The sequence below is a fragment of the Streptomyces tamarix genome (assembly GCF_032423885.1).
Taxonomy (GTDB): domain Bacteria; phylum Actinomycetota; class Actinomycetes; order Streptomycetales; family Streptomycetaceae; genus Streptomyces; species Streptomyces tamarix.
Genome location: NZ_JAWCTQ010000005.1, coordinates 57,682 through 82,676, shown reverse-complemented (window position 1 = coordinate 82,676; position 24,995 = coordinate 57,682). Strand labels below are relative to the sequence as shown.

25 protein-coding genes are annotated in these 24,995 nt (G+C 73.4%); 6 read left to right on the top strand and 19 right to left on the bottom strand.

The window, feature by feature from the left end:
* Positions 1-342: 342 nt before the first annotated feature.
* Positions 343-1,629: a geranylgeranyl reductase family protein gene (locus RND61_RS06020; protein ID WP_315876724.1), complete on the bottom strand. Its 1,287-nt coding sequence runs from the start codon at positions 1,627-1,629 to the stop codon at positions 343-345.
* A gap of 96 nt (positions 1,630-1,725) precedes the next feature.
* On the opposite strand from RND61_RS06020, the gene RND61_RS06015 reads away from it, so the two are divergent.
* Complete coding sequence (locus tag RND61_RS06015; protein WP_315876723.1) at positions 1,726-2,286, top strand: GNAT family N-acetyltransferase; 561 nt, start codon at positions 1,726-1,728, stop codon at positions 2,284-2,286.
* Positions 2,287-2,518: 232 nt separating this feature from the next.
* Here RND61_RS06015 and RND61_RS06010 read toward each other — a convergent pair whose 3' ends face one another.
* The 4 genes from RND61_RS06010 to RND61_RS05995 all read right to left on the bottom strand — a co-directional run bounded on the left by RND61_RS06010 (position 2,519) and on the right by RND61_RS05995 (position 7,143).
* Positions 2,519-3,220 carry a demethylmenaquinone methyltransferase gene (locus RND61_RS06010; RefSeq protein ID WP_315876722.1) on the bottom strand — a complete coding sequence of 234 codons (702 nt, stop codon included), beginning with the start codon at positions 3,218-3,220 and terminating at the stop codon, positions 2,519-2,521.
* Between the two features lie 118 nt (positions 3,221-3,338).
* Positions 3,339-3,950, bottom strand: a complete 612-nt coding sequence (locus RND61_RS06005) for an imidazolonepropionase-like domain-containing protein (protein ID WP_315876721.1) — start codon at positions 3,948-3,950, stop codon at positions 3,339-3,341.
* A gap of 10 nt (positions 3,951-3,960) precedes the next feature.
* A complete protein-coding gene (mqnC, locus tag RND61_RS06000; protein WP_315876720.1) occupies positions 3,961-5,160 on the bottom strand; it encodes a cyclic dehypoxanthinyl futalosine synthase in 1,200 nt (399 codons plus the stop codon).
* A gap of 63 nt (positions 5,161-5,223) precedes the next feature.
* On the bottom strand, positions 5,224-7,143 hold the full coding sequence (locus RND61_RS05995; RefSeq protein WP_315876719.1) for a serine/threonine-protein kinase: 1,920 nt from the start codon (positions 7,141-7,143) through the stop codon (positions 5,224-5,226).
* A gap of 207 nt (positions 7,144-7,350) precedes the next feature.
* On the opposite strand from RND61_RS05995, the gene RND61_RS05990 reads away from it, so the two are divergent.
* Positions 7,351-8,424, top strand: coding sequence for an alpha/beta hydrolase (locus RND61_RS05990; RefSeq protein ID WP_315876718.1), 1,074 nt, complete (start codon positions 7,351-7,353; stop codon positions 8,422-8,424).
* 1 nt (position 8,425) lies between these two features.
* Here the strand turns inward: RND61_RS05990 and RND61_RS05985 are convergent, their stop codons facing one another.
* Positions 8,426-9,286 carry a menaquinone biosynthetic enzyme MqnA/MqnD family protein gene (locus tag RND61_RS05985; protein ID WP_315876717.1) on the bottom strand — a complete coding sequence of 287 codons (861 nt, stop codon included), beginning with the start codon at positions 9,284-9,286 and terminating at the stop codon, positions 8,426-8,428.
* A 283-nt stretch (positions 9,287-9,569) separates the two neighbouring features.
* Between RND61_RS05985 and RND61_RS05980 the strand changes: the two genes are divergently transcribed.
* Positions 9,570-9,773 carry a cold-shock protein gene (locus RND61_RS05980; protein ID WP_003967102.1) on the top strand — a complete coding sequence of 68 codons (204 nt, stop codon included), beginning with the start codon at positions 9,570-9,572 and terminating at the stop codon, positions 9,771-9,773.
* A gap of 396 nt (positions 9,774-10,169) precedes the next feature.
* Positions 10,170-10,580, top strand: coding sequence for a DnaJ family domain-containing protein (locus RND61_RS05975; protein WP_315876715.1), 411 nt, complete (start codon positions 10,170-10,172; stop codon positions 10,578-10,580).
* A gap of 869 nt (positions 10,581-11,449) precedes the next feature.
* Here RND61_RS05975 and RND61_RS05970 read toward each other — a convergent pair.
* The 8 genes from RND61_RS05970 to RND61_RS05935 all read right to left on the bottom strand — a co-directional run bounded on the left by RND61_RS05970 (position 11,450) and on the right by RND61_RS05935 (position 19,626).
* Positions 11,450-12,001 (bottom strand): flavodoxin family protein, encoded by a 552-nt coding sequence (locus RND61_RS05970; RefSeq protein ID WP_315876714.1) that lies wholly within the window; start codon positions 11,999-12,001, stop codon positions 11,450-11,452.
* A 125-nt stretch (positions 12,002-12,126) separates the two neighbouring features.
* Positions 12,127-14,004: an AMP-dependent synthetase/ligase gene (locus tag RND61_RS05965; protein ID WP_315876713.1), complete on the bottom strand. Its 1,878-nt coding sequence runs from the start codon at positions 14,002-14,004 to the stop codon at positions 12,127-12,129.
* A gap of 138 nt (positions 14,005-14,142) precedes the next feature.
* On the bottom strand, positions 14,143-14,742 hold the full coding sequence (locus RND61_RS05960; protein ID WP_315876876.1) for a TetR/AcrR family transcriptional regulator: 600 nt from the start codon (positions 14,740-14,742) through the stop codon (positions 14,143-14,145).
* Positions 14,743-15,020: 278 nt separating this feature from the next.
* Positions 15,021-16,337 carry a dicarboxylate/amino acid:cation symporter gene (locus tag RND61_RS05955; protein ID WP_315876712.1) on the bottom strand — a complete coding sequence of 439 codons (1,317 nt, stop codon included), beginning with the start codon at positions 16,335-16,337 and terminating at the stop codon, positions 15,021-15,023.
* A 361-nt stretch (positions 16,338-16,698) separates the two neighbouring features.
* Entirely contained in the window at positions 16,699-16,992 is a 294-nt protein-coding gene (locus RND61_RS05950) for a DUF4229 domain-containing protein (protein ID WP_315876711.1), read from the bottom strand.
* A 71-nt stretch (positions 16,993-17,063) separates the two neighbouring features.
* On the bottom strand, positions 17,064-17,591 hold the full coding sequence (locus RND61_RS05945; RefSeq protein WP_315876710.1) for a GNAT family N-acetyltransferase: 528 nt from the start codon (positions 17,589-17,591) through the stop codon (positions 17,064-17,066).
* A gap of 307 nt (positions 17,592-17,898) precedes the next feature.
* Positions 17,899-19,062 carry an aminofutalosine synthase MqnE gene (gene mqnE / locus RND61_RS05940; protein WP_315876709.1) on the bottom strand — a complete coding sequence of 388 codons (1,164 nt, stop codon included), beginning with the start codon at positions 19,060-19,062 and terminating at the stop codon, positions 17,899-17,901.
* A 108-nt stretch (positions 19,063-19,170) separates the two neighbouring features.
* The gene (locus RND61_RS05935; RefSeq protein ID WP_315876708.1) at positions 19,171-19,626 is read right to left on the bottom strand and encodes an Lrp/AsnC family transcriptional regulator; all 456 of its coding nucleotides are present in this window, start codon (positions 19,624-19,626) and stop codon (positions 19,171-19,173) included.
* A gap of 114 nt (positions 19,627-19,740) precedes the next feature.
* Here RND61_RS05935 and RND61_RS05930 point away from each other — a divergent pair, with 114 nt between their 5' ends.
* Positions 19,741-19,899: a hypothetical protein gene (locus RND61_RS05930; protein ID WP_315876707.1), complete on the top strand. Its 159-nt coding sequence runs from the start codon at positions 19,741-19,743 to the stop codon at positions 19,897-19,899.
* Positions 19,900-19,918: 19 nt separating this feature from the next.
* Here RND61_RS05930 and RND61_RS05925 read toward each other — a convergent pair whose 3' ends face one another.
* The 5 genes from RND61_RS05925 to RND61_RS05905 all read right to left on the bottom strand — a co-directional run bounded on the left by RND61_RS05925 (position 19,919) and on the right by RND61_RS05905 (position 24,295).
* Positions 19,919-20,599 (bottom strand): UbiX family flavin prenyltransferase, encoded by a 681-nt coding sequence (locus RND61_RS05925; protein ID WP_315876706.1) that lies wholly within the window; start codon positions 20,597-20,599, stop codon positions 19,919-19,921.
* Positions 20,600-20,825: 226 nt separating this feature from the next.
* Positions 20,826-21,386: a Uma2 family endonuclease gene (locus tag RND61_RS05920; protein ID WP_315876705.1), complete on the bottom strand. Its 561-nt coding sequence runs from the start codon at positions 21,384-21,386 to the stop codon at positions 20,826-20,828.
* 43 nt (positions 21,387-21,429) lie between these two features.
* A complete protein-coding gene (gene mqnP / locus RND61_RS05915; RefSeq protein WP_315876704.1) occupies positions 21,430-22,350 on the bottom strand; it encodes a menaquinone biosynthesis prenyltransferase MqnP in 921 nt (306 codons plus the stop codon).
* A complete protein-coding gene (locus tag RND61_RS05910; RefSeq protein WP_315876703.1) occupies positions 22,347-22,847 on the bottom strand; it encodes a hypothetical protein in 501 nt (166 codons plus the stop codon). Before RND61_RS05910 ends, mqnP begins: the two co-directional genes overlap by 4 nt.
* Complete coding sequence (locus RND61_RS05905) at positions 22,844-24,295, bottom strand: menaquinone biosynthesis decarboxylase (RefSeq protein ID WP_315876702.1); 1,452 nt, start codon at positions 24,293-24,295, stop codon at positions 22,844-22,846. The genes RND61_RS05910 and RND61_RS05905 overlap by 4 nt, the downstream gene beginning before the upstream one ends.
* A 217-nt stretch (positions 24,296-24,512) precedes the next feature.
* Between RND61_RS05905 and RND61_RS05900 the strand changes: the two genes are divergently transcribed.
* Positions 24,513-24,926, top strand: coding sequence for a PLD nuclease N-terminal domain-containing protein (locus RND61_RS05900; protein ID WP_315876701.1), 414 nt, complete (start codon positions 24,513-24,515; stop codon positions 24,924-24,926).
* Positions 24,927-24,995 lie beyond the last annotated feature (69 nt).

Here is a 24,995-nt window from a genome sequence, read left to right as displayed (position 1 = left end):
CGGAACGCCTCGACGAGCCGCCCGTAGCCGTCCCCGCCGTGCCCGTCCGCGACGGCCTTCGCCATCAGCTCCCGGTGCGGTGGTCCAGCAGCGCGTCGCGCGGGCGCGGAGCCCGCTGGAATCCACCGCCCCGCCCGTCGAGCGGATCGGGGAGCGCAGCGGCCCGGGCACGGCGGCGAACCCACGACGCCACTTCACCCGGGCCGTGGGGATCTCCCCCACGGCCCGCCGCGGGTCGTTCCCGCCCTCCGGGACGGCGGGCGCGCGACTGGGGTGACCATGCCTTCGGGGCGGCCTTCGACGGTCCCGCCGATGGGCGCCACCGATGCCCGTACGGAGCGATCAGGCCTTCGGGGCGACCTTCGACAGGCCGTTGATGATGCGGTCCATGGCGTCGCCGCCGGTCGGGTCCGTCAGGTTGGCGAGCATCTTCAGCGTGAACCGCATCAGCACCGGGTGCGTCAGACCGCGCTGCGCGGCGATCTTCATGACCTTCGGGTTGCCGATCAGCTTCACGAAGGCGCGGCCCAGCGTGTAGTAGCCGCCGTAGGTGTCCTTGAGGACCCTGGGGTAGGAGTGCAGGGCGCGTTCCCGCTGGGCGTCCGTCGAGCGGGCGTGCGCCTGGACGATCACGTCGGCGGCGAGCTGCCCGGACTCCATGGCGTACGCGATGCCCTCGCCGTTGAACGGGTTGACCAGGCCGCCCGCGTCGCCGACGAGCAGCAGCCCGCGCGTGTAGTGCGGCTGCCGGTTGAACGCCATCGGCAGGGCCGCGCCCCGGATCGGCGTCGTCATGTTGTCCGGCGTGAAGCCCCAGTCCTCCGGCATGGACGCGCACCACGCCTTGAGGACCTCCCGCCAGTCCAGCTCGCGGAAGGCGGAGGACGAGTTGAGGATGCCCAGGCCGACGTTGGACGTGCCGTCGCCCATGCCGAAGATCCAGCCGTAGCCGGGCAGCAGGCGGTCCGGGCCGGGGCCGCGGCGGTCCCACAGCTCCAGCCAGGACTCCAGGTAGTCGTCCTCGTGGCGGGGGGTCGTGAAGTACGTGCGGACGGCGACGCCCATCGGCCGGTCCTCGCGCCGGTGCAGCCCCATCGCGAGGGACAGGCGGCTGGAGTTGCCGTCGGCGGCGACCACGAGCGGGGCGCGGAACGTGACCGGCGCCTTCTCCTCGCCCAGCTTGGCGTGGACGCCCGTGATCCGGCCGGTACGGGGGTCGGTGACCGGCTCGCCGACGTTGCACCGCTCGTACAGCCGGGCGCCGGCCTTCTGCGCCTGCCGGGCGAGCTGCTCGTCGAAGTCGTCGCGCTTGCGGACCAGTCCGTAGTCCGGGTACGAGGCCAGCTCGGGCCAGTCGAGCTGGAGGCGGACGCCTCCGCCGATGATGCGCAGGCCCTTGTTGCGCAGCCAGCCGGCCTCCTCGGAGATGTCGATCCCCATCGCGACGAGCTGCTTGGTGGCACGGGGGGTGAGCCCGTCGCCGCACACCTTCTCGCGCGGGAAGGCGGTCTTCTCCAGCAGCAGGACGTCGAGGCCGGCCTTCGCGAGGTGGTACGCGGTGGTGGAGCCCGCCGGGCCCGCCCCGACGACGATCACATCTGCGGTGTGTTCGGAGGGGGTCTCGGTCACGGCGAGTTCTCCCGGGGCTCGAAATGGCGTGCCGAAAGCACGGGACGTGGGCAGTCTATGGGGACCCGCCGTTCCCCGACCCGAAGGGCACCCTCGATGACCGAGCTGCTCGACGCCGCCGCCCGGCCCGCCGGAGGGCCGGCCTTCCGCCTGCGCGTGCCGACGGAGGAGGACGCGTACGCGTGGCACCGCGTCTTCGACCATCCCGAGGTGATGGAGTTCCACGGCGGCCGGTCCGCCGAGCTGTCCGTGTACCACGAGTTCACCGCCCGGCAGCGGCGCCACGACGCCGAGCGCGGCTTCTGCCTGTGGACGCTGCTGGACGGGGCGGGCGAGGTCATCGGCTTCACCGGCGCCCAGCCGTGGCCGCACCCGTGGGGGCCCGTGGGCGAGATCGAGATCGGCTGGCGCCTGGCCCGCGCGGCGTGGGGCAGGGGGTACGCGACGGCCGCCGCCCGCGAGACGCTGTCGCGCGTGCGGGAGGCGGGTGTCGAGCGCGTCGTCGCCGTGGTGAACGCGCGCAACGAGCGGTCCGTGGCGGTCACCCGCCGCCTGGGCATGGAGCTCCGGGACACCCGGCCGATCCCCGGCCGGGACGGCGAACTGGGCCACTGCTTCGGCCTGGAGCTCCAGGGGGCGCCCGTTCCGCTTCGTTGAGCGCCCGTGCGGGGAGCGCGGCACCGAAGGCCCGCGGGCCCCGGACCGGTCGCGCTCCCGCGCGGCGGCCGGCGGGCGCGGTGGCGGTCGCCGGCCGCTCCCGGCCACCGTGCACACGGAAGCGGGCCCCCTCGGGGGAGGAGGCCCGCAGGGCGACGCCGTGGGCCGCTCCGGGTGCCGGGGACCGGGCCGGGCCCCTGACCTCCCGGTGGGGCGCGCGCCGGCGGATCCCTTACGCGGCCGGCGGCTTGGTGCCCCGGTGCAGTGCCACGATCCCGCCGGACAGGTTCCGCCAGGCCACCTTCGACCAGCCGGCATCCTGGAGCAGCCCCGCCAACTCCCGCTGCCCGGGCCAGCTCCGGATGGACTCGGCGAGGTACACGTACGCGTCCGGGTTGGACGACACGGCACGGGCGACCGGCGGCAGGGCCCGCATCAGGTACTCCTCGTACACCTTCCGGAACGGCGCCCACGTCGCGTGCGAGAACTCGCAGATCACGACGCGTCCGCCCGGCCTGGTCACCCGGTACAGCTCGCGCAGCGCCGTCCCCGTGTCGTGGACGTTGCGCAGCCCGAAGGAGATGGTCACCGCGTCGAAGGCGCCGTCGCGGAACGGCAGCCGCATCGCGTCGCCGGCGGTCAGCGGCAACCACGGGTTGCGCTTCTTGCCCTCGCGCAGCATGCCGAGGGAGAAGTCGCACGGCACGACGTACGCGCCGTCCTCCACGAACGGCATCGAGGACGTGCCGGTGCCCGCCGCGAGGTCGAGGACCCGCTGGCCGGGCCGGGCGTCGACGGCCCGCGCCACCTCCTTGCGCCATCGCCGGTCCTGGAAGAGGGAGAGCACGTCGTTGGTGAGGTCGTAGTTCGCCGCGACGTGGTCGAACATCGAGGCGACTTCGTGCGGCTGCTTGTCCAGCGTTGCTCGGGTCACGGGCCCATTCAAGCAGGCGGCTTCCGCCCCGCCCGCGCACGGTCACACCCCCTGGTGGACGGGCCGCCCGCGGAGGACGGTCCCACCATCCCGTGGACGGGCCGCCCACCGCGCACGGTCACACCGCCCGGTGGACGAGTCGTCCGCCGAGGACGGTCGCCACGCACGCGGCGGCGCCCCGCTCGGGCAGTTCGGCCGCGTCCCGCACGTCGAAGACGGCGAACCGGGCGGGCCCGCCCGCCCGCAGGCCGGGCATCCACGTCGGCGGGCCGCTTCCCGGAGCGAACGGGTCCAGGGACGGCACGCCCTCCGGCGGCCCCGAGCGGGGGAGCACGTCGAGCCCCAGGCGCCGCACCGCGTCCGCCACCGCGCGCACGCGCGGCTCGCCGGCCACGGCGACCGTGCCGTGGGCGAGCAGGCGCTGCGCGCCGCGCCGCGCGCTGGCGCCCCAGCGGGCCTCGGTCATGCCGAGGGAGGCCAGTACGGCCGGGTCGCTGATCGGCCCGGTGCCCAGCTCGCCGGCCTCGCGGGGGTCGGGGTGGTAGGTCCGCTCCAGCAGTTCGGGGCCGTGGGGGTTGAGCAGCCCCGGGGTGAGGACGCCGGGCCAGCGCCGCAGCCGGGCGGCCGGGTGGGCGGCGGCCAGTTCCTCGTACGGCCCGAGGGCGGCGATCCGCGCCCCCTCGACCAGCACGGCCCCGCCGGTGGCGGCGGCCACGTGAAGGGTCAGCACGCCGGTCCGCTCAGTTGGCGCTCAGCAGCTTCAGCTCGGGGTGCGCCGTGCCGCCCTCGATGGCCGTGGACGAGATGTGCGAGACGACGCGGTCGTCGACCGGATCGTTCGCCGGGTCGTCGTGGACGACGATGTGCTCGTACGTCGTCGTGCGCTGCGCCGGGACGCGGTCCGCCTTCCGGATGAGGTCGATGATCTCCAGCCGGTTGGAGCGGTGCTTGGCGCCGGCGGAGGAGACGACGTTCTCCTCCAGCATGATCGAGCCGAGGTCGTCGGCGCCGTAGTGCAGCGAGAGCTGGCCGACCTCCTTGCCCGTGGTGAGCCAGGATCCCTGGATGTGGGCGACGTTGTCGAGGAACAGCCGCGCGATGGCGATCATGCGCAGGTACTCGAAGAGCGTGGCCTGCGTCCGGCCCTTCAGGTGGTTGTTCTCCGGCTGGTACGTGTACGGGATGAACGCGCGGAAGCCGCCCGTCCGGTCCTGGACGTCGCGGATCATCCGCAGGTGCTCGATGCGCTCGGCGTTCGTCTCGCCGGTGCCCATCAGCATCGTGGACGTCGACTCGACGCCCAGGTTGTGGGCGATCTCCATGATCTCCAGCCAGCGCTCGCCGGACTCCTTGAGCGGGGCGATCGCCTTGCGCGGTCGCTCCGGCAGCAGTTCGGCGCCCGCGCCGGCGAACGAGTCGAGGCCGGCGGCGTGGATGCGGCGGATGGCCTCCTCCGCGGTCACGCCGGAGATCCGCGCCATGTGCTCGACCTCGGAGGCGCCCAGGGAGTGGATGACGAGCTGCGGGAATGCCTCCTTGATGGCGGCGAAGTGCTCCTCGTAGTACTCCACGCCGAAGTCGGGGTGGTGGCCGCCCTGGAACATGATCTGCGTGCCGCCCAGCTCGACCGTCTCGGCGCAGCGGCGCAGGATGTCGTCGAGGTCGCGGGTCCAGCCCTTGGCGGTGTCCTTCGGCGGGGCGTAGAAGGCGCAGAACTTGCAGGCCGTGACGCAGACGTTGGTGTAGTTGATGTTGCGCTCGATGATGTACGTCGCGATGTGCTCCGTACTGGCGTAGCGGCGGCGCCGGGCGGCGTCGGCGGCGGCGCCGAGCGCGTGCAGGGGCGCGGAGCGGTAGAGGTCGAGCGCCTCTTCCGGGGTGATCCGCCCACCGGCGGCGGCGCGGTCGAGAACGGACTGGAGGTCGGCCTTCTCGGTCACCGGGTGCGTACCTTTCGCCAGCTTGCGGACGGACCGGACCAGCGTACGCCAGGGCCCTGACGGCTATTCCGCGCGGTCCAGGGTGGCGCGCGGGCGCCCGGCGCGGGCGTCGTCGGAGGCGTAGTGGAGCTTCCCGCCCTTCAGGCGCAGGGTCACGGTGTGGGTCCCCCCGGTGCACACGCCGGTGGACGCGTCGCTCGCCGAGCCGTCGGTGACGAGGGTGTCGGCGGTGGCGGTGCGCAGGACCAGGGTGTCCTCGCAGACGAGGTTGCCGAGGATGTCGTGCTGGGTGACCGTGCCGACCTCCTGCCCGGCCCTGCCGCCCTTGAGGGCCACGGTGAACGTGCCCGCCGGGATCTCCCCGAGGGCTCCGGCGTCGGCCGTGACGCGCCCCTTCCACGTGCCGACGAACGCCTTCGGCACGGCGGCGCCCGCCGGGGCGGTGGCGGCCGGGGCGGACGTGCCGCTGTCGGAGGTGGGCGGCCGGTGGGCGGTGTCGTTCGCGCCGCCCGGCAACAGGTCGAACAGGACGGCCGCGCCGACGGTCACCCCGGCGAGGGCGCCCGCGACGGCGAGGGCGAGGGTGCAGCTGAGCCTCCGCCCGCCCCGGGGCCCGGCGGGCTCCGAGGCGACGGTCGCGGAGACCGAGAGGGGTGGCCTCCGGGGCGGCGGGACGGCGTCCGCGGTGGGCAGGTGCGCGACACCCCGCGGGTCCACGGCCCCTGGGCCTGCGGCGTCCCAGGGGCCCGCGGTGGCCCAAGGATCCACGGTGGCCCGGGGGTCCGCGGTGGCCCGGGGGTCCTCTGTGACCCAAGGGCCCGCGGTGGCTCGGGGGTCCACGGTGCCCCAAGGGTCCGCGGTCCCCCGTGCGTTCGCGGCGGTTCCGCGATCCCCGGCGCTCCCCGGGCCCGCGGCGGGCGGCCGGCCCCCCGGGCCGGAACCGGAGGGCACCGCGGGCCGGGGCGCCTCGTGCGGCAGGGGGCCGGGGCCGGGCGCGACCGCCGGGCTGCTGAACGGCACCGGTCCCGAGGCCCCGGCGTCCGCCCCCGCAGGCTCCAGGTCCAGCAGCCGTACCGCCGCCCGGCTGACCTCCTCGACCACCGCGGCCGGCAGCCACCCGCCCGCCGCCGCCCCGGTCGTCGCCCCTCCCGCCGCCCCGGCCGCGCCGCCCGGCACGAGCGCGGCGGCCAGGTCGGCGGGGGCGGGCCGGGCGCCCGGGTCCTTGGCGAGGCACGCGGTGACGAGGTCCCGCAGCGGACCGGTCAGCGACGGGTCCAGCTCGGGCTCCTCGTAGACGACCTTGTACAGGAGCGCCGCCGACGAGTCGCCGGAGAACGGCGCGGTGCCGGTCGCCGCGTACGCGAGGACCGCGCCCAGCGAGAAGACGTCCGACGCCCCGGTCACCCCGCTCCCGCCCGCCTTGCCGACGATCTGCTCGGGCGACATGTAGCCGGGCGAGCCGACGGACACCCCGGTGGAGGTGAGCGACGCGCTGGCGGCGGTGGCGCGGGCGATGCCGAAGTCGATCAGCCGCGGCCCGTCGAGGGCGAGCAGCACGTTCGACGGCTTCACGTCCCGGTGGACCAGCCCGAGCGCGTGGACGGCGGCGAGGGCCTCGCCCAGTCCGGCGCCCAGTACCCGTACGGACCGCTCGGGCAGCGGCCCGTGGGCGGTGACGGCCTGGCTGAGGGACGGCCCGGCGACGTACCCGGTGGCGACCCACGGCACCGGCGCGTCCGGGTCGGCGTCCAGGACGGGCGCGGTCCAGCGGGCGCCGACGCGCCGGGCGGACTCGACCTCCCGGCGGAACCGGGCGCGGAACTCCCCGTCCAGCGCGAAGTGCGGGTGCACGACCTTCACGGCCACGGTGCGCCCGCCCTCGCTGCGGGCCAGGTAGACGCGGCCCATGCCGCCCGACCCGAGCCTGCCGAGCAGCCGGTACGGGCCGATCGCCCGTGGTTCGCCCGCCTCCAGCGGATGCATCCGCCCCGCTCCCCCCGCTCCCGTGCCCGTACGACGTGCCGGACAGCAGCGTAGAGGCCCCGGTGGGCGGGATCACGGGGATTGCCCGCGCCGCGGGGCCAACCGGCCCGCCGGCAGCGCCCTCTACCTGACCGCGGCCCGCAGAACGCCCCGCCCCCGCCGCGGGCCCGCCGACGAACCCGCCCCACCGCAACCGGAGTGCTTCCCGTGAAACGTCCGCTCACGTCCCTCGTGGCCGCCGCCGTCCTCGGTACCCTCGCCCTGGTCTCGGGCTGCTCGGGCGAACCGGTCTCGTTCGACACGCCGCCGCCGGAGGCGTCCGGCCCCGCCCCCGCCGCGCCGGGCGGCCAGGACCGGGCCCGGGACGGGGCCGGGGGACGGCACCCCGGGGGCCCCGGGGGCGGCGGGGCCGCCGCGAGGACGCTCATGCCGACCGGCCCGAAGGCGGAGTTCACGACCGAGAACACCGTCGACGACGGGACGAAGATCGGCGTCACCACCCTGGAGGGCCGGAAGTCCGGCTTCACGGGCAAGGTGTGGGTCTGGGCGCCCCCGCAGTACTTCGAGCCCCGGTACGCGAACAGCGGCTTCCCGGTCCTGATCGCCCTGCCCGGGGGCAACGGCTATCCGCGGAATTACTGGATGGGCACCGACCTGAAGTTGCAGAGCAGCATCAGCAGGTGGTCGAGGGAGGGAAAGAGCCTGCCGTTCGTCGTCGTGATGCCGGTGCTCAACCCGGACGACGCGTACTACTACGACGGCAGCGACATCCCGGGGCGGGAGAAGATGGGCACCTGGATGACGGAGGACGTTCCCGATTTCGTCAGGGCGAATTTCCGTACGTTCGCCTCGCGCGACGGCTGGGCGTTCATGGGCTCGTCGTCGGGCGCGTTCGTCGGCCTGAAGTCGGTGCTGAAACACCCGGACAAGTTCAAGGCGGTGATCGCTTCGGGTCCGGACACCGTGCCGGACTCGCCGCTGTGGGCGGGGCACGACGCGGAGAAAGCCGCCAACGACCCGGAGAAACTGGCCGAGGCCCTGTCGACCCGGCCCTCCTCGCCCGGCGAGGACGTGTACCTGGCCTTCCAGATCGGGACGAGGGAAACCGGCCTGCAGAACCTGCGGTCCTTCATCAGGAACTACGGCAAGGGCCCGGTGAAGACCCGCCTGGAGGTCATCCAGGACGGCGGCCACAACGCGCGGACGTACGTGAAGGGCATGGGGGACGGCTCGATCCAGTGGATCAGCGAGCACATGCTCGCCCCCGTCCCGTCCCCGTGACTCAGCCCCCCGCGCCGCCGAGCAGGTCGACCCGCACGTCGGCGGGGAACCCGGTGGTCGGGCCGGTCCTGCGGGCGAACTCCCGTACGCCGGCGAGCTGCTCGGCGCCGAAGCGGAAGTCGAGGGTGGTGAAGTACCGTTCCAGCAGTTCCGCGTCGAACGCCTCCCAGCGGGCGGCCTGCTCCGCGACCTTGGCGACCTCCTCCAGCGACAGGTCGCGCGACGCGAGGAACGCCTCGTGGACCTTCCGCACCCCGTCGGGCTCCCGCTCCAGGTAGTCGCGCCGCACGGCCCACACCGCGAAGACGAACGGCAGGCCGGTCCACTCCTTCCACATCAGCCCCAGGTCGTGGACCTGGAGGCCGAGGCGCGGCGCGTCGTGCAGGGAGGCGCGCAGCGCGGCGTCGCCGATCAGGACGGCCGCCTCCGCCTCCTGCATCATCAGGCCCAGGTCGGGCGGGCAGGTGTAGTAGTCGGGGGCGACCCCGTACCGCTCGGCGAGCAGGAGCTGCGCGAGGCGCACCGAGGTGCGGGAGGTGGAGCCGAGCGCGACCCGCGCCCCGTCCAGCCGCTCCAGGGGCAGCTGGGAGACGATCACGCAGGACATGACGGGCCCGTCGCACCCGACGGCCAGGTCGGGGAAGGCGACCAGCCGGTCGGCGTGGCGCAGGTACTCCACCAGGGTGATCGGGCCGATGTCGAGGGCGCCGTCGACGAGCTGCTCGCTGAGCCGCTCCGGGGTGTCCTTGGTCAGCTCCAGGTCGAGCAGCGTGCCGGTGCGTGCGAGCCCCCAGTAGAGGGGCAGGCAGTTCAGGAACTGGATGTGCCCGACGCGCGGCCGGGTCCGCCGAGAAGTGTCCACATCGCGAGGCTAGACCCCGCCCTGCCAGGGGCGTCTCACGGGGTGGACGCTCCGCACCGCCCCGACCCCGTATCCCCGCGTTCAAACATCCGGGCGACCTCACAAGGGAGTGATCTTCACCTCTACCCATCCGCGGAGAACGCGTGCTACGCTCGACGCAAGTTGCAGTTTGGTTTCCCTTGCAGTACAGAGCCTGCGGAGCATGTGACCCGCAGGCTTTTGTAGTTTTCAGGCTTCTTTGCAGGTTCTGGAGCAGGGCAACCCTTTGGCCCAAGGAGGGCTTATGGCTACCGGAACCGTCAAGTGGTTCAACGCTGAAAAGGGCTTTGGCTTCATCGCCCAGGACGGCGGCGGCCCGGATGTCTTCGTCCACTACTCCGCGATCAACGCGTCTGGCTTCCGCTCCCTCGAGGAGAACCAGGTCGTGAACTTCGACGTCACGCAGGGCCCGAAGGGCCCGCAGGCGGAGAACGTCACCCCGGCCTGATTGGGCAGGGTCGGCGATCGCGCACGACTTAGCAGTACCCAAGGGGTCCGCCTTCCGCGTTTCGGCGCGGAAGGCGGACCCCTGCCTTTTTCCGGCTTTTCCGGAAAGTCCCGGGGCCCGCGGCCCATCCTGGGTCCTGCGGCCCATTCCGGGTCCTACGGCCTGCCCCGCGCCCTATCCAGGTCCTACGGCCTGACCCGGGTCCCGCGCCCCGACCCGGGCCCTGTACCGGGGCCCCGCGCCCTGTCCCGGGCCCTGGCGGCCTGAACCGGGCCCTACGGCCTATCCCCGGGCCGGCGGGCCTTGGCCCCGGGTCCTGCGGGCCTCTGGCCCGGGCCCCGCGGCCTGGCCCGGTCCCTACTGCCCGGCCCGGGCCCCGCGGCCTACCCTGGGCGCATGACCGAACGCAAACCCCCCGGGATCACCTTCGAGTCATGGGTCGACAGGCAGATCCGCGAGGCGACCGAGCGCGGTGACTTCGCCCGCCTCTCCGGCCTCGGCAAGCCCCTGCCCGACGACACGGCGCCCTACGACGAGCTGTGGTGGGTCAAGGGCAAGATGAACCGCGAGGGCCTGTCCGCCCTCCCCCCGACCCTGGCCCTCCGCAAGGAGGCCGAGGACGCCCTGGAGGCGGTGGGCCGCGCGGCCTCCGAGTCCCAGGTGCGCCGCATCGTGGCGGAGGTCAACGAGAAGATCGCCGCCGCGATCCGCCGCCCGCCCCCGGGCCCGCCGCTGAACCTGACCCCCTTCGACGTGGAGGAGCTCCTGCGCGACTGGCGGGCCGCCCGGGACGGGCGCTCCCGGTGACCTGATCCGGGGGCTCTCGACCAGGCCCCGGCCGCCCGGCCGCCCACGCCCGGCCGCCCACGCCCGGCCGCCCGCGCCGTGGTCGGAGGCACCGGGACGCGCTGCGGGCGGGCCGGGTGCGGACCCGGGCCACCGGTCGGGGGCCACGGGACCGCCCGGTGCCCTCCGGGCTCGGGCGGCTAGGACGGCGGGGCGGCGTCGACGGTCAGCAGGTCGCGGGCGAGCCCGAACAGCCGGCGCCGCTCCGCGAGGTTCGCGGAGGTGGCGGCGGTGTCGACCAGCAGTTGGTAGACGTGCCCGGCGCGGCCCGCGACGAACAGCTCGACGCGCTTGCGGGGCCCGCTCCGGCCCTCCCCGTGGGAGTCGATCTCCAGCCACAGCGCGTCCGGCCGCCCTGCCGGGTGGAGTGCGTCCCGGCCGTGATGCCCGCCGTGGAGGACTCACCGGTCCGGCGGTACCGGCCGAGCTGCCCGGCCGCCGCGCCTCGGGAGTCGAACCGTACGTGCTGTCCCGCCCGACGCTCAGGTCGAAGGCGCCGTCCGGGGAGCGCCGGGTGCTCTGGACGTCGTTGCGGACGACCCGCTTCCAGCCGTCCGGCACGGCGAAGGAGACGGTCAGCCCCGGCTCGTCCACCCGCCGCCATCCGGCGGGCGGCACGGGGGGCCCGACGTCCGTGCACCGGGCTGGGCGGTCCGGGCGGGCGGAGGACCGCTCTCCCCGGGGCGGACGGCGACGGCGCACCGGACCGGCTCGTGGCCGCCGCGGACGGCGTACCGGGCCGGCCTGTCGCCCGACCAATCGACCGCCTCCGGAGAAGATCTCCACCCCGCCCGGCCGGAGAAGGCCCCGGCCGGGCGGCCCCGATCGCGCTACGGCGCCACGGCCGTCAGGGAAGCGTCGGAGAGGAAGGTGTCGGTCTCCTCCAGGGCGTCGCCGTCCGCCAGGACCTGGCCCGGGGCGTTGCCGTTGCCGAGGAGGACGCCGCCGAGGCGCATGTCCATGTACCGGGCGGTGTGGCGCAGGGTGCCGACCAGCGGATCGGCGACGGACCGGTCCTGGTCGGCCAGGGCGGTGACGCCCCACAGCGTCTTGCCGGCCATGCGGGCCCGGAACTCCAGCCCGGGAACGCGCAGCCAACCGGCCCAGTGGTCCAGGTAGTTCTTGACCGGAGCCGAGAGGCTGTACCAGTACAGCGGCGAGGCGATCACGATGTCGGTCGCCCGCAGGGTGGCGTCCAGCAACCGCCGCGCGTCGCCCCCGGGCGACGGGTAGGTGCCGTCCCCGGAGTGCCGCAGGTCCCGGAAGCCGGGCAGCGACAGATCGATCAGCCGCACCCACTGCTGCCCCACCGCCTCGGGCAGCCCCGCGGCGGCCCGCCGCGCCAACTGCTCGGTGTTGCCCCCCGTCCGCGTACTCCCCAACAGAAAAAGGAACTCCCGCTCTCCCCCGCCCACCACAGACTCCCCTCCGTCAACTCACCGCGTAGACCGTCCAGTCGATCACCCCAACCCGTCCCGGCCGCGTTTCATTCCGTCCCGTCCCGGCGTCAGTTCGCGTACAGCTCCTCGATCTCGGTCGCGAAGTCGCGGGCGATGGCCTCCCGGCGGAGTTTCAGGGACGGGGTCAGGTGGCCGGCCCGTTCGGTGAAGGAGGTCGAAAGGACGCGGAAGCGGCGGATGGACTCCGGGCGGGAGACCAGGCGGTTGGCGTCGTCCACGGCTCGCTGGAGGGCGGCCAGGAGGGCTCCGTCCCGGGTCAGGGCCGGGAGCGGGGTGTCCTGCTTCTTGTGGACGCGGCGCCAGTGCTCCAGGCCGTCCCGGTCGAGGGTGACCAGCGCCGTGACGTACGGGCGGCCGTCGCCGAGGACGACGCACTGGTCGATCAGGGGGTGGGCGCGGAGGTGGTCCTCCAGCGGGGCCGGGGCGACGTTCTTGCCGCCCGTCGTGATGAGGATGTCCTTCTTGCGGCCCGTGATGGTGAGGTAGCCGTCCTCGTCCAGGGCGCCGAGGTCGCCGGTGGGGAGCCAGCCGTCCGGGGAGACGGGCGCCGGGGCGGCGGCCCCGGCGTTCCAGTAGCCGGTGAAGACGTGGCCGCCGCGCAGCAGGACCTCGCCGTCCTCCGCGATGCGGACCGACGTGCCCGGCAGGGGCCAGCCGACCGTGCCGAGGCGGGGGCGCTGCGGGGGCGTCACCGTGGACGCCGCGGTCGTCTCCGTCAGGCCGTACCCCTCGAACACCGAGACGCCCGCGCCCTCGTAGAACGCCGCCAGGCGGCGGCCCAGCGGTGATCCGCCGCAGATCGCGTACCGGACCCGGCCGCCGAGCGAGGCCCGGATGCGGCGGTAGACCAGCGGGTCGTAGAGGGCGCGGGCGGCGCGCAGGGCGTACGACGGGCCGGGGCCCGTGCCGTGTTCGGCGGCCTCCACCGCCTCCCCGTACCGCCGGGCGACCGCCGCCGCGCGGTCGAAGGAGGCGGCGCGGCCCATGCTCTCGGCGGTCGCCCGCGCCGTGTTGTAGACCTTCTCCAGGACGTACGGGATCGCCACCAGGAACGTCGGGCGGAAGGCCGCCAGGTCGGCCAGCAGGTCGTCCGCCGCGATCGACGGGGCGTGCGCGAGGCGGACCCGCGCCCGCAGGCAGCCGACGGCGACCATCCTGCCCAGGACGTGGGAGAGGGGCAGGAAGAGGAGCGTCGACGCCGGGTCCTTGCTGACGGACCTGAAGACGGGGTGCAGGAGCTCCACCGCGTTGTCGACCTCGGCGAAGAAGTTGCCGTGGGTCAGGGCGCAGCCCTTCGGGCGGCCCGTGGTGCCGGAGGTGTAGACGAGGGTGGCGAGCGAGTCGGGGGAGCGGCCCGCCCGGCGGACGGCCACCACCTCGTCGGGGACGTCCGCCCCGGCCTGCCGCAGGGTGCCGAGGGCGCCCGTGTCGAGCGCCCAGAGGTGGGCGAGGCCGGGGAGCCCGCGACGCTCCGTGCTGACGAGGCGGGCCTGGTCGGCGTCCTCGACGACGCACGCCGCCGCGCCCGAGTCGTGGAGGATCCAGCGCGCCTGGTAGGCGGAGGACGTCGGGTAGAGGGGGACGGTGACCAGCCCGGCGGCCCAGGCGGCGAAGTCGAGGAGCGTCCACTCGTACGTCGTCCGGGCCATGATGGCGAGCCGGTCGCCGGGCCGCAGCCCGTGGGCCGCCAGGCCCTTGGCGACGGCCAGGACCTCGGCGGCGAAGGCGGCAGCCGTGACGTCCCGCCAGACGCCGTCGCGGTCCTTGCGGCTGAGGACCGGGGCGGTGGGGTCCTCGCGGGCGTTGTCGAAGGGGATGTCGCCGAGCGAGCCGCTCGTCACGGGCGGGGCGAGGGCGGGTACGGAGACCTCGCGGACCGCGCCGTCGACGCGGACGCGCTGCGGGGGGACCGGTTCCACTGTCACGTGCGGCTCCTTGCGTGGGTGGCCGTTGTGCCGTGGGCGGGGGCTGTTGCTGACGGTCGAGTCAACTTACTTGCCGGTAAATTAGCGGCGCCCCACGGTCCCCGACAATGCCCCGGTCGCCGTTCCGTACCGCGCCGTTCAGCCCCGGGGCCCCCGGCCCCCGTCGCGTACGAGGGTGCCGAGGCCCGACCAGGCGAAGCGCATCAGCGTCCGCGCCGCCTCGCGGGCGGTCACGTCCGGGGTCGTGTTCGCCCAGTCGGCGAGCGACTCCGCCGCGCCGACGAGGGCGTGCGCGAGGCCCGCCACGTCGCGGGCCGTGAGCGCCGGGTCCTGGTGGGCCTCGCGGGCCGCGGTGACGATCAGGGAGGTGACGAAGCCGGTGATCTCCTCCCGCATCGCCGCGACCTCCGCCGCGAACGGCTCGCCGCTCGTACGGGCCTGGCGGTGCAGCACCGCCCAGCCGTCCGGGTTGTCGGCCGTGTGGGCGAAGAACGCGGTGAGGCCTGCCCACAGCCTGCGGTCGACGGGGACGTCCGGTTCCGGGTCGCCCGCCCCGGCCCGGACGGCGGCCGTCAGGGCGACGGCCTCCCGGCGTACGCAGGCGGCGAAGAGGTCCTCCTTGGAATTCAGGTAGAGGTACACCAGCGGCTTGGACACGCCCGCCAGTTCGGCGATCTCCTCCATGGACGCCGCCCGGTACCCGCGCCGGCCGAAGACCCGCACGGCGGCGTCGAGCATCTGCCGCTCCCGCGTCGCCCGCGGCAGCCGCCTGCCCCGCGGCGCGGCGCCGGCGCCGGCGGACCCGTCCGCGTGCCCCGCAGCCCCCGTGGTCCCCGCGACCTCCGTGCTCCTCGCCGTCCCCGCCGCCCTCGCGTTCCCCGTGTCGTTCAAACGCGCCCCGCCCTCCTCGTCCCCGGCAGCCGGTAAGCCTACGGGCCCGCGGGCCCGCACCGAACGCCCGTGCCCCCCGCCGGGATTCGGCGGGGGGCACGGGGCACCGTGGGGAGGGACGGGGGTCAGGCCGCGACCGGCGCCGCCTGCCGCGTCTCGTGCTCGTCGACCGGGGAGGCCGACGCCGAGTTGTACGCGTCGAGGTCGAGGATCTTCTCGCGCGCGGCGACGATCACCGGGACGAGCGCCTGTCCGGCGACGTTCGTGGCCGTGCGCATCATGTCGAGGACCGGGTCGATCGCCATGAGCAGGCCGACGCCCTCCAGGGGCAGGCCCAGCGTGGAGAGGGTCAGCGTCAGCATGACCGTCGCACCGGTCAGTCCGGCCGTGGCGGCCGAGCCGATCACCGAGACGAGCGCGATGAGCAGGTACTCCTTGACGCCCAGCTGCACGTCGAAGATCTGCGCGATGAAGATCGCGGCGAGGGCCGGGTAGATCGCGGCGCAGCCGTCCATCTTCGTGGTGGCGCCGAACGGGACGGCGAAGGACGTGTACTCCTTCGGCACGCCGAGCCGCTCGGTGACCTTGACCGTGACGGGCATGGTGCCGACGGAGGAGCGGGAGACGAAGGCCAGCTGGATCGCGGGCCAGGCGCCCTTGAAGAACTGCAGCGGGTTGACCTTGGCGACCGTCGCCAGCAGCAGCGGGTACACACCGAAGATCACCAGCGCGCAGCCGATGTAGACGTCGGCGGTGAAGGTGGCGTACTTGCCGATCAGGTGCCAGCCGTACTCGGCGATCGCGTAGCCGATGAGGCCGACCGTGCCGATCGGGGCGAGGCGGATGACCCACCACAGGGCCTTCTGGAGCAGCTCCAGCACCGACTCGGCGAACGTGAGGATCGGCTGGGCCTTCTCGCCGAGCTGGAGGGCGGCGATGCCGGCGACGGCGGCCATGAAGACGATCTGGAGGACGTTCAGCTCGGTGAAGGGCGTGATCACGTCCGTCGGGATGATGCCGGTGAGGAAGTCCAGCCAGGACCCGGCGTTCTCCGGCTTCTGGCCGTCCTTCGGGGTCAGGCCGGTGCCCGCGCCGGGGTCGGTGAGCAGGCCGAGGACGAGGCCGATGACGACCGCGATCAGCGACGTGATCATGAACCAGAGGAGCGTGCGGGAGGCCAGCCGGGCGGCGTTGTTGACCTTCCGCAGGTTGGTGATGGACACCAGGATCGCGAAGAAGACCAGCGGGGCGACGGCCAGCTTCAGCAGCTGGACGAAGATGTGGCCCACCTTGTCGAGGGTGGTGTGCAGCCACTGGACGTCGTAGCTGCGGGTGATCCAGCCGAGGACCACGCCGAGGACGAGACCGGCGACGATCTGGGCCCAGAAGGGCACCTTGGGTATGCGGCGCGGGGACGCGGGCGCGGGCGCGGACACGGACACACTCCAGGAGGGCGTGAGGGGGTACGGATGTCAGGGATTACGGCAAGGGCGGCGCCCGCGCAAGGGGGCGGGACGGCCGGGCGCAAAGCGAGCGGGGGCTCAGACCTCGCGGCGACAGGCCGCGGACGCGCAGAGGCACAGATCGACGTGCAGGCGCGCCACGAGCGGGACGCTCGCGGTCGTGTGGCGGTGGCGCACTGCGGTCTTCATGACAGGAACGTTAACACCTGGGCTTTGAGGACCCCAAAGCCATTCTTTGACAGGCGGGTGGGGTGGGACGCCTGGGAATGACAACGCCCCGGGCGGGAACGTCCGTTCCGGTCCGGGGCGGTGGCGAGGGGGGCGCGTCGTGTGACGAACCTTATACGCCGTCCTCCTGCGTGCGGTTCGCCTCCAGCCGCGCCTTGGCGTGGCCGACCCGCTCGACGATCTGCTCGGACATCGCGTCGCGCTGCCGGCGCAGCAGGACGAAGCTGAGCGGCGCCGACACGACGATGGAGAGGAGCAGCACCCACAGCGCGTTGGAGTCGCCGAGACCGCGCGGGATGAGGCCGAAGTACACCAGCGCGTAGAGGACGACGAAGCAGCCGGCGAAGACGCCGAGGCGCATGAGCGTGTACTTGAGGGTGGCGCTCGACCTGGTGGTGGCGGTCACGATGGGCCTTCTTCCTTCTCCGTACTCCGTACCGCGGTTCTGCCCGACTAGTGAAGCACGGGCGGAATGGATCAGTTCAACGGGAGGAACATGATGACGTCGTCCCGGTAGTCGTCCTCGGAGACCCGGATGGCGTCCGGGACGCGGCCGACCTCCTTGTAGCCGCACGACGCGTAGAACCGCTCCAGGCCCAGGCCGCCCCGGCAGGTCAGCCGGATCGCCTCGATGCCGTCCATGCCGCGCGCGGCGTCCTCGCAGGCGGCGAGCAGGGCGCGGCCGTATCCCTTGCCGTGGTGGCGGGGGTGGACCATGACGGTGTACAGCCACACCCAGTGGGCCATGAGGCGGTGGGTGTTGGAGGTGAGGAACGCGGTGGCGGCGACGGAGCCGTCCTCCTCGTCGAACCCGGCGAGCAGCCGCATGCGGCCCTCGTCCATCGCGGCCAGGTGCTGGACCCACTGCGGACGGACGTCCTCGCGGGTCACGGGCGGTACGAAGCCGACGGCGCCGCCGGCGTTGGTGACGTCCGTCCACAGGGTGAGGACACCGTCGCGGAGGTGACGGTCGACGGGCGGGTCGAGTACGAAGTTGAGCGCCATGCCCTCGACGATAAGCGGCTCGTCCGAGGACGCGGGCGGCGACCCGGACGTCGGTGACCGGCCCGGCGTGCGCCTCGTCGCGGTCGTCGGCGCGCAGGACCGCCGAGGGGGCGGACCGTCGCGACGGGGCACTCGCCGCGCTCCTCGTACGGCAGGAGGACGCCGCGCCGCTCCGTCACCCGTGAGCGGGAGCCGACCAGCGCCTTGCCGGCGGTCCTCCTGGTCGCCGGGCCGCTCCCCGGCGGGGAGGACGCGGGCGCGGGGCCGCCGGCGGCGGTGTCCCGGGGCGGGCCCCGCCCCGGGCGGGTCAGAGGCGCATGGGCTGGGGGGACTCCCGGCGGGCGGCGTCCGGGCCGGGGTACTCGCGGATGATCTCGTACCGCGTGTTCCGCTCCACGGGGCGGAACCCGGCGTCGCGGATCAGCTCCAGCAGGTCGTCGCGCGTGAGCTTGTTCGGCGTGCCGTAGTTGTCCGCGTCGTGGGTGATCTTGTACTCGACGACCGAGCCGTCCATGTCGTCGGCGCCGTGCTGGAGGGCGAGCTGCGCGGTCTGGAGGCCGTGCATGACCCAGAAGACCTTGACGTGCCGGACGTTGTCGAACAGGAGCCGCGAGACCGCGAAGGTCTTCAGCGCCTCCGCCCCGGTGGCCATCGTCGTCCGCGCCTGGAGGCGGTTGCGGATCTTGCCGTCCTTCATGTCGACGAAGTCGTGCTGGTACCGCAGCGGGATGAAGACCTGGAAGCCGCCGGTCTCGTCCTGCAGCTCGCGCAGGCGCAGCACGTGGTCGACGCGGTGGCGGGGCTCCTCGATGTGCCCGTACAGCATGGTGCACGGGGTCTTCAGGCCCTTGGAGTGCGCCAGCCGGTGGATGCGCGACCAGTCCTCCCAGTGGGTGTCGTGGTCGACGATGTGCTGGCGGACCTCCCAGTCGAAGATCTCCGCGCCGCCGCCGGTCAGCGACTCCAGGCCGGCGTCGATGAGCTCGTCGAGGATCTCGGAGGCGGGCATTCCGGAGATCTTCTCGAAGTGGTGGATCTCCGTCGCCGTGAACGCCTTCAGGGAGACGTTCGGCAGGGCCTTCTTCAGCTCGCTCAGCGACCGGGGGTAGTAGCGCCACGGCAGGTTGGGGTGGAGCCCGTTGACGATGTGGAGTTCCGTCAGGTTGTCCGACTCCATCGCCTTGGCGAGGCGGACGGCCTCCTCGATGCGCATCGTGTACGCGTCCTTCTCGCCCGGCTTCCGCTGGAACGAGCAGTACGCGCACGACGCCGTGCACACGTTCGTCATGTTGAGGTGCCGGTTGACGTTGAAGTGGACCACGTCGCCGTTCTTGCGCGTGCGCACCTCGTGCGCCAGGCCGCCGAGCCAGGCGAGGTCGTCCGACGCGTACAGGGCGATGCCGTCCTCACGGGTCAGCCGCTCCCCGGACCGGACCTTCTCCTCCAGCTCGCGCTTGAGCCCCGCGTCCATACGGCTCCGCCTCCCACTACGTCGACCCAACGTCACCTGCGGCCCAACGGGCCCCACCCACCGTACTCCCCCGCCCCCGGGGCGGAGTCACCCACCACCGCCAACGGGTCAGGGCTGCTCCGGGAGGTCCCCGACGCGGTTCTCCCACTTGGTGGAGAGCACGATCGTGGTGCGGGTGCGGGACACTCCCTTGGTGCCGGACAGCCGGCGGATGATCTTCTCCAGGCCGTCCACGTCGCTGGCGCGGATCTTGAGCATGTACGAGTCGTCGCCCGCGATGAACCAGCAGTCCTCGATCTCCGGCAGGTCCTTCAGCCGGCGCGCCACGTCCTCGTGGTCGGCGGCGTCGGACAGGGAGATGCCGATCAGCGCCGTCACGCCGAGGCCCAGGGAGGCGGCGTCGACGGTCGCGCGGTAGCCGGTGATGACGCCGGCCGCCTCCAGGCGGTTGATGCGGTCGGTGACGGAGGGCCCGGAGAGCCCCACGAGGCGGCCGAGTTCGGCGTACGAGGCCCTGCCGTTCTCCCGCAGGGCCTGGATGAGCTGCCTATCCACGGCGTCCATAGACCTGAAGCCTTCCATTAATCAGCAATTCAGCAGTACGGGTGTAGAATCTAAGGCACACAGGGGCTGTTTCCCTGTGATTCATTCAAACGATCAACGACGATCCTTCAGGAGATGACACTCACCGTGTACACGATCGAGATGGCCTACGCCCACATGCGTTCCATGCAGGAGCAGGCCCATCGCTCGCGTGTCCGCAAGGCGGCCGCCACGACCCGCCAGGAGGCGGCCGGCGAGGGGCGCGCCACGACGATCCGTACGAAGAGGCGCTGACCCCGGCGACGCCGGGCCGTCAGCCCTTCCGGGAGCCACCGAGCTCCCCCTTCCAGCGGCGGTACAGCCGGTGCGGCACCCCCGCCGCGTCCAGCACCCGTCCGGCGACGAAGTCCACCAGGTCCTGGATGTGCGTCGCCCCCGCGTAGAACGCCGGAGAGGCGGGCAGCACCACGGCGCCCGCCTCGTCCAGCGCCACCAGGTGCTTGAGCGTCTGCCCGTTCAGCGGGGTCTCCCGCACGGCGACGACCAGCGGGCGGCGCTCCTTCAGCACCACGCTCGCCGACCTCTGCAGCAGGTCCTTCGACAGGCCCAGCGCCACCCCGGCCACACAGGCCGTGGACGCGGGCACGATCAGCATCCCCTTCGCCGGGTACGACCCCGACGACGGCCCCGCGGCGAGGTCGCCCGCCGCCCAGTGGCGTATGTCCGCCCCCGCCACGTCCACGTCGAACGTCCGCGGCTTGCCGTCCGCGCCGCGCGACAGCCACTCCTCCAGGTCCTCGCGCCAGCGCGCGTCCCGGAAGGAGATCCCGGTCTCGTCCAGCAGCGTCAGCCGCGACGCGCGGGACACCACCAGGTCGACGCTCTCCCCCGCCGCGAGCAGTCCGCGCAGTACGGCTGCCGCGTACGGCGTCCCGGACGCACCGGACACTCCGACGACCCACGGACGACGACGCTGCTCATCTACCGGCTCCACGGCGACGAGCCTATCCGCCCGCCTCCCCCGGCCACCGCGCGCGGGCCCGCTCCGGCCCCCGGGCACCCCCGGGACGGCCGACGGGCACCCCGGGACGGGCGGCGGACACCCCCGGGACGGGCACGAGGGGGGGCACGGGTCGGGGGGCGCCGGAGCAGACGCCCGGTCTCAGACGCCCGGCCTCAAACGGCGGGTCCCAGAGCCGCCGGGCCTCGACCGCCGGGTCTCAGGCGCCGGGGTCGACGGGCAGGCCGCTGGTGTCGATCGTGAGGCGGCCGATCCCCGTGTCGACGACGACCTTGCCGCCGTACGGGACGACGTCCCGGCCCCGGTAGCCCTCGGGCCCGGGGTTCCAGCGCGTGGCGAGGTGGCCCTTGCACGGGTCGAGGATCAGGTAGTGGGCGATGTCGCGGGCCGCGTACTGCCGGTCCTTGACCTCGTAGTCGTTGCGCACGCTGCTCGGCGAGACGACCTCGACGGCCAGCTCGATCAGGTCGGGGGAGTAGGCGCTGAGGTTGCGCGCCTCCTCCTCCGCGGGGATCACCGCGAGGTCCGGGCAGAACTCGAAGTCCGCGCTGAAGGGGAAGGCCACGTCGCTGACGCACTGCCACTGGGGCGCGAGCTGCGGCTCCAGGAGGTTCCACACGAGGCGAATCGTCTTCGCGTGGAAGGCCCGAACGGGACTCATCATGATGTTGCCCTCGACGATCTCGGTCCGATAGCCGGGGAACATGTCCTCGAAGCGGGTGAGCTGCGAGTGCAGGTGTTCGGTCTGCGAGGTGGTCACGTCAGCCTCCCTGTCCTGCCCCCGATGGTAGGCCAGACGCTACTCAGACGGTCAGACCCCGCACCACGAGATCGATCAGGGCGCACCCGAACAGGGCTATGCCGATGAAGCCGTTGACCGTGAAGAACGCCCTGTTCAGGCGGGACAGGTCGCCCGGCCGCACGATCGCGTGCTCGTACAGGAACGCGCACGCGACGATCGCCAGCCCGACCCAGAACCACGGCCCCGCGCCGGTCAGCAGCGCGTACCAGACGAAGAGGCCCATCGTGACGGCGTGCGCGCCCCGCGCCCCGTACAGCGCGGCCGGGATGCCGAAGCGGGCCGGCACGGACATGACGCCGTGCGCCCGGTCGGCGTGCACGTCCTGGCACGCGAAGATCAGGTCGAAGCCGCCGATCCACACGCCGACGGCGAGGCCCAGCACCACGGCGTCCCACGACCACGCCCCGGTGACCGCGAGCCACGCGCCGACCGGACCCATGGCCTGCGCCAGGCCGAGGATCGCGTGCGGGAAGTTCGTGAACCGCTTGCCGTACGGGTAGACCACCATCGGGACGACCGCGACCGGCGCGAGCGCCAGGCACAGCGGGTTCAGCAGCGCCGCCGCGCCCAGGAAGACGGCGAGGGCGACGAGCGCGCCGGCCCAGGCGGACCGTACGGACATCGCGCCGGTGACCAGCTCGCGGCCGGCGGTGCGCGGGTTGCGGGCGTCGATCTCCCGGTCGATGATCCGGTTGCACGCCATGGCGAAGGTGCGGAGCCCGACCATGGCGACGGTGACGAGGAGCAGCGTCCACCAGTCGACGCTCCCGCCGTGCAGGTACATCGCCGTGAGGGAGGCGATGTACGCGAAGGGCAGCGCGAAGACCGAGTGCTCGATCATCACCAGGCGCAGGAAGACCTTCACCCTGCCGGTCGGCCGGCGCGCGGGGACCGGGCCCGCGACGCCGTCGGTGGTCGTCATGATGCGAGGCTCCCGAGGAACGCGTCGAGGTCGGCCAGCAGTTCGGCGGTGGGCACCGGGCCCGTCTCCACGGCGCGCGGCTGCGAGGTGCCGTCGTCGGGCGGGGTGACGCGGGCCGTGAAGGCGTACGCCGCCCCGCCGGCCGGACGGGCCTCCAGGCGCAGCACGGCGCCGCCGTCGACCGTGAACGGCCGGGGCGCGGCGCCGGGCGCGGACGCGGACGCGGCGGCGAGTTCGGCGCGCAGCCGCTCGGCGAAACCGGCCGGTTCGGCGTCCCGCACGCCGGGCAGCTCGAACCCGTCGCCCTCGCCGTCGTCCTCGACCATGACCGCCCAGACGTCACCGGCGCCCGCGAACTCCTCGGGGTCCACCCCGGCCCGCTCGGCGGCCAGCCGGACGCCCGGGTCGGCCGGGTCGAGCTCGGGGCGCACGAGCGCCACGTAGGCCGTGTCGGTGCCGATGAAGAGGGCCGGGCCGCCCACGGGGACGGGGCTCACAGGCCGTACTCCTTCCAGCGCCGCGTCACCTTCGCGGCGACCGCCGGGTCGGACTCGATCATCTCGGGCCAGCCGCCGTCCCGGACGTACCCCTCCTCGGGCCACTTGCGGGTGGCGTCGATGCCGGCCTTGCCGCCCCAGAACTTCTGGTACGAGGAGTGGTCGAGGTGGTCGACGGGGCCCTCGACGACGGTGAGGTCGCGGGAGTAGTCGACGTTGCCGAGGGCGCGCCAGGAGACCTCGTGGAGGTCGTGCACGTCGCAGTCGGAGTCGACGATCACGACGAGCTTGGTCAGCGACATCATGTGCGCGCCCCAGACGGCGTGCATGACCTTCTGGGCGTGCTTCGGGTACTTCTTGTCGATCGAGATGATCGCGCAGTTGTGGAAGCCGCCCGACTCCGGCAGGTGGTAGTCGACGATGTCCGGAACGATGATCTTGAGGAGGGGCAGGAAGAAACGCTCCGTCGCGCGGCCCAGCGGCCCGTCCTCGGTCGGCGGGCGCCCGACGACGATCGACTGGAGCAGAGGGCGCCGGCGCATCGTGACGCAGTCGATGGTGAGCGCCGGGAACTCCTCCTGCGGCGTGTAGAAGCCCGTGTGGTCGCCGAACGGGCCCTCCGGCAGCGTCCTGCCCGGCTCCAGCCAGCCCTCCAGGACGACCTCGGCGTGCGCGGGGACCTGGAGCGGGACCGTCTTGCAGTCGACCATCTCGATCCGCTTGCCCTGGAGGAAGCCGGCGAACAGGTACTCGTCGATGTCCTCCGGCAGCGGCGCCGTCGACGCGTACGTCACGGCGGGCGGGGTGCCGAACGCGATGGCGACGGGCAGCCGCTCGCCGCGGCGGGCGGCGACCTGGTAGTGGTTGCGGCTGTCCTTGTGGATCTGCCAGTGCATGCCGATGGTGCGGCGGTCGTGGCGCTGGAGGCGGTAGAGGCCGAGGTTGCGGACGCCGGTCTCGGGGTGCTTGGTGTGGGTGAGGCCCAGGTTGAAGAACGAGCCGCCGTCCTTGGGCCAGGTGAACAGCGCGGGCAACTGGTCGAGGTCCACGTCGTCGCCCCGCAGGACGACCTCGTGGACGGGGGCGTCCTTGACCTTGCGCGGCGGTACGTGGGTCATCGCGCCGAGCTTCCCGAACGCCTCGCGGACGCCGACGAACCCGCTCGGCAGCTCCGGCTTGAGCAGCCCGCCGACCTTGTCGCCGATCTCCCCGTACGAGGAGAGGCCGAGGGCCTTGAGGAGGCGGCGGTCGGTGCCGTAGACGTTCATCGCCAGGGGCATCGAGGAGCCCTTGACGTTCTCGAACAGCAACGCGGGCCCGCCGGCCTTCTGGACCCGGTCGACGATCTCCCCGATCTCCAGGTGTGGGTCGACTTCGGCTTTGATGCGCTTGAGGTCGCCTTCTCGCTCCAGCGCTCGGAGCAGCGAGCGGAGATCGTCGTAAGCCATGGTCCCCAGTATCCCGGAGCCCGTCCTCCGCCCCGCGCCCGGCCCGTGCGTTTCGCCCCGGCGGTCGGGACGGCGGCGGGACGGACGGGCCCGGTCCGGGGCGGCGGCGGGTGCGGGAAGCGCGCGCGGAGGGGAGGCCGGGGGCACCCGATACCCTGGGTACGTCACCGGGGCCCGCCGCGCGCGGCCCGCCAGCGGAATCAGGGGGCTGTCCCACATGCTCAGGGCGCTGATGTACATCCTGCCGATCGCGCTGACGATCTACGCGTTCATCGACTGCCTGAACACCCCCGAGGACGAGACCAAGCACCTGCCCAAGGTGGCGTGGGTCTTCATCATCCTGCTCTTCTGGATCGTCGGCCCCGTCGTCTGGCTCGTCGCGGGCAGGGCGCGGCGCGCCCCGGCCGGCGGCCGTGCGCCCGGCGAGTGGCGCCGCGGCCAGCGCGCCGGGTGGGTGGCGCCCGACGACAACCCCGAGTTCCTGAGGTCCCTGCGCGAGGAGAAGGGGAAGGACGAGTCCCTCCTCGAGGACTGGGAGGCCGACCTCCGCCGCCGCGAGGAGGAGCTGAAGCGCCGCGAGCAGGGCGACGGCGGCACGGGCAAGGGCGACGAGGACCCCCGGCAGCCCTGACGGCCGCCGCCGCGCACCGGTGCGTACGGGTACGGCATCAGTTCGAAAACACTCCGCCACGCCGCGGTC

Bases quoted from the DNA above. Each gene is read 5' to 3' on its own strand.
- RND61_RS05930 (WP_315876707.1), top strand. From the start codon at position 19,741: ATGACACTCACCGTGTACACGATCGAGATGGCCTACGCCCACATGCGT.
- RND61_RS05900 (WP_315876701.1), top strand. From the start codon at position 24,513: ATGCTCAGGGCGCTGATGTACATCCTGCCGATCGCGCTGACGATCTAC.
- mqnE (WP_315876709.1), bottom strand. From the start codon at position 19,062: ATGGACGCGGGGCTCAAGCGCGAGCTGGAGGAGAAGGTCCGGTCCGGG.
- RND61_RS05975 (WP_315876715.1), top strand. From the start codon at position 10,170: ATGACCGAACGCAAACCCCCCGGGATCACCTTCGAGTCATGGGTCGAC.
- RND61_RS05945 (WP_315876710.1), bottom strand. From the start codon at position 17,591: ATGGCGCTCAACTTCGTACTCGACCCGCCCGTCGACCGTCACCTCCGC.
- mqnP (WP_315876704.1), bottom strand. From the start codon at position 22,350: ATGACGACCACCGACGGCGTCGCGGGCCCGGTCCCCGCGCGCCGGCCG.
- RND61_RS05935 (WP_315876708.1), bottom strand. From the start codon at position 19,626: ATGGACGCCGTGGATAGGCAGCTCATCCAGGCCCTGCGGGAGAACGGC.
- RND61_RS05905 (WP_315876702.1), bottom strand. From the start codon at position 24,295: ATGGCTTACGACGATCTCCGCTCGCTGCTCCGAGCGCTGGAGCGAGAA.
- RND61_RS05960 (WP_315876876.1), bottom strand. From the start codon at position 14,742: ATGCTCGACGCCGCCGTGCGGGTCTTCGGCCGGCGCGGGTACCGGGCG.
- RND61_RS06015 (WP_315876723.1), top strand. From the start codon at position 1,726: ATGACCGAGCTGCTCGACGCCGCCGCCCGGCCCGCCGGAGGGCCGGCC.
- RND61_RS05980 (WP_003967102.1), top strand. From the start codon at position 9,570: ATGGCTACCGGAACCGTCAAGTGGTTCAACGCTGAAAAGGGCTTTGGC.
- RND61_RS05995 (WP_315876719.1), bottom strand. From the start codon at position 7,143: ATGCATCCGCTGGAGGCGGGCGAACCACGGGCGATCGGCCCGTACCGG.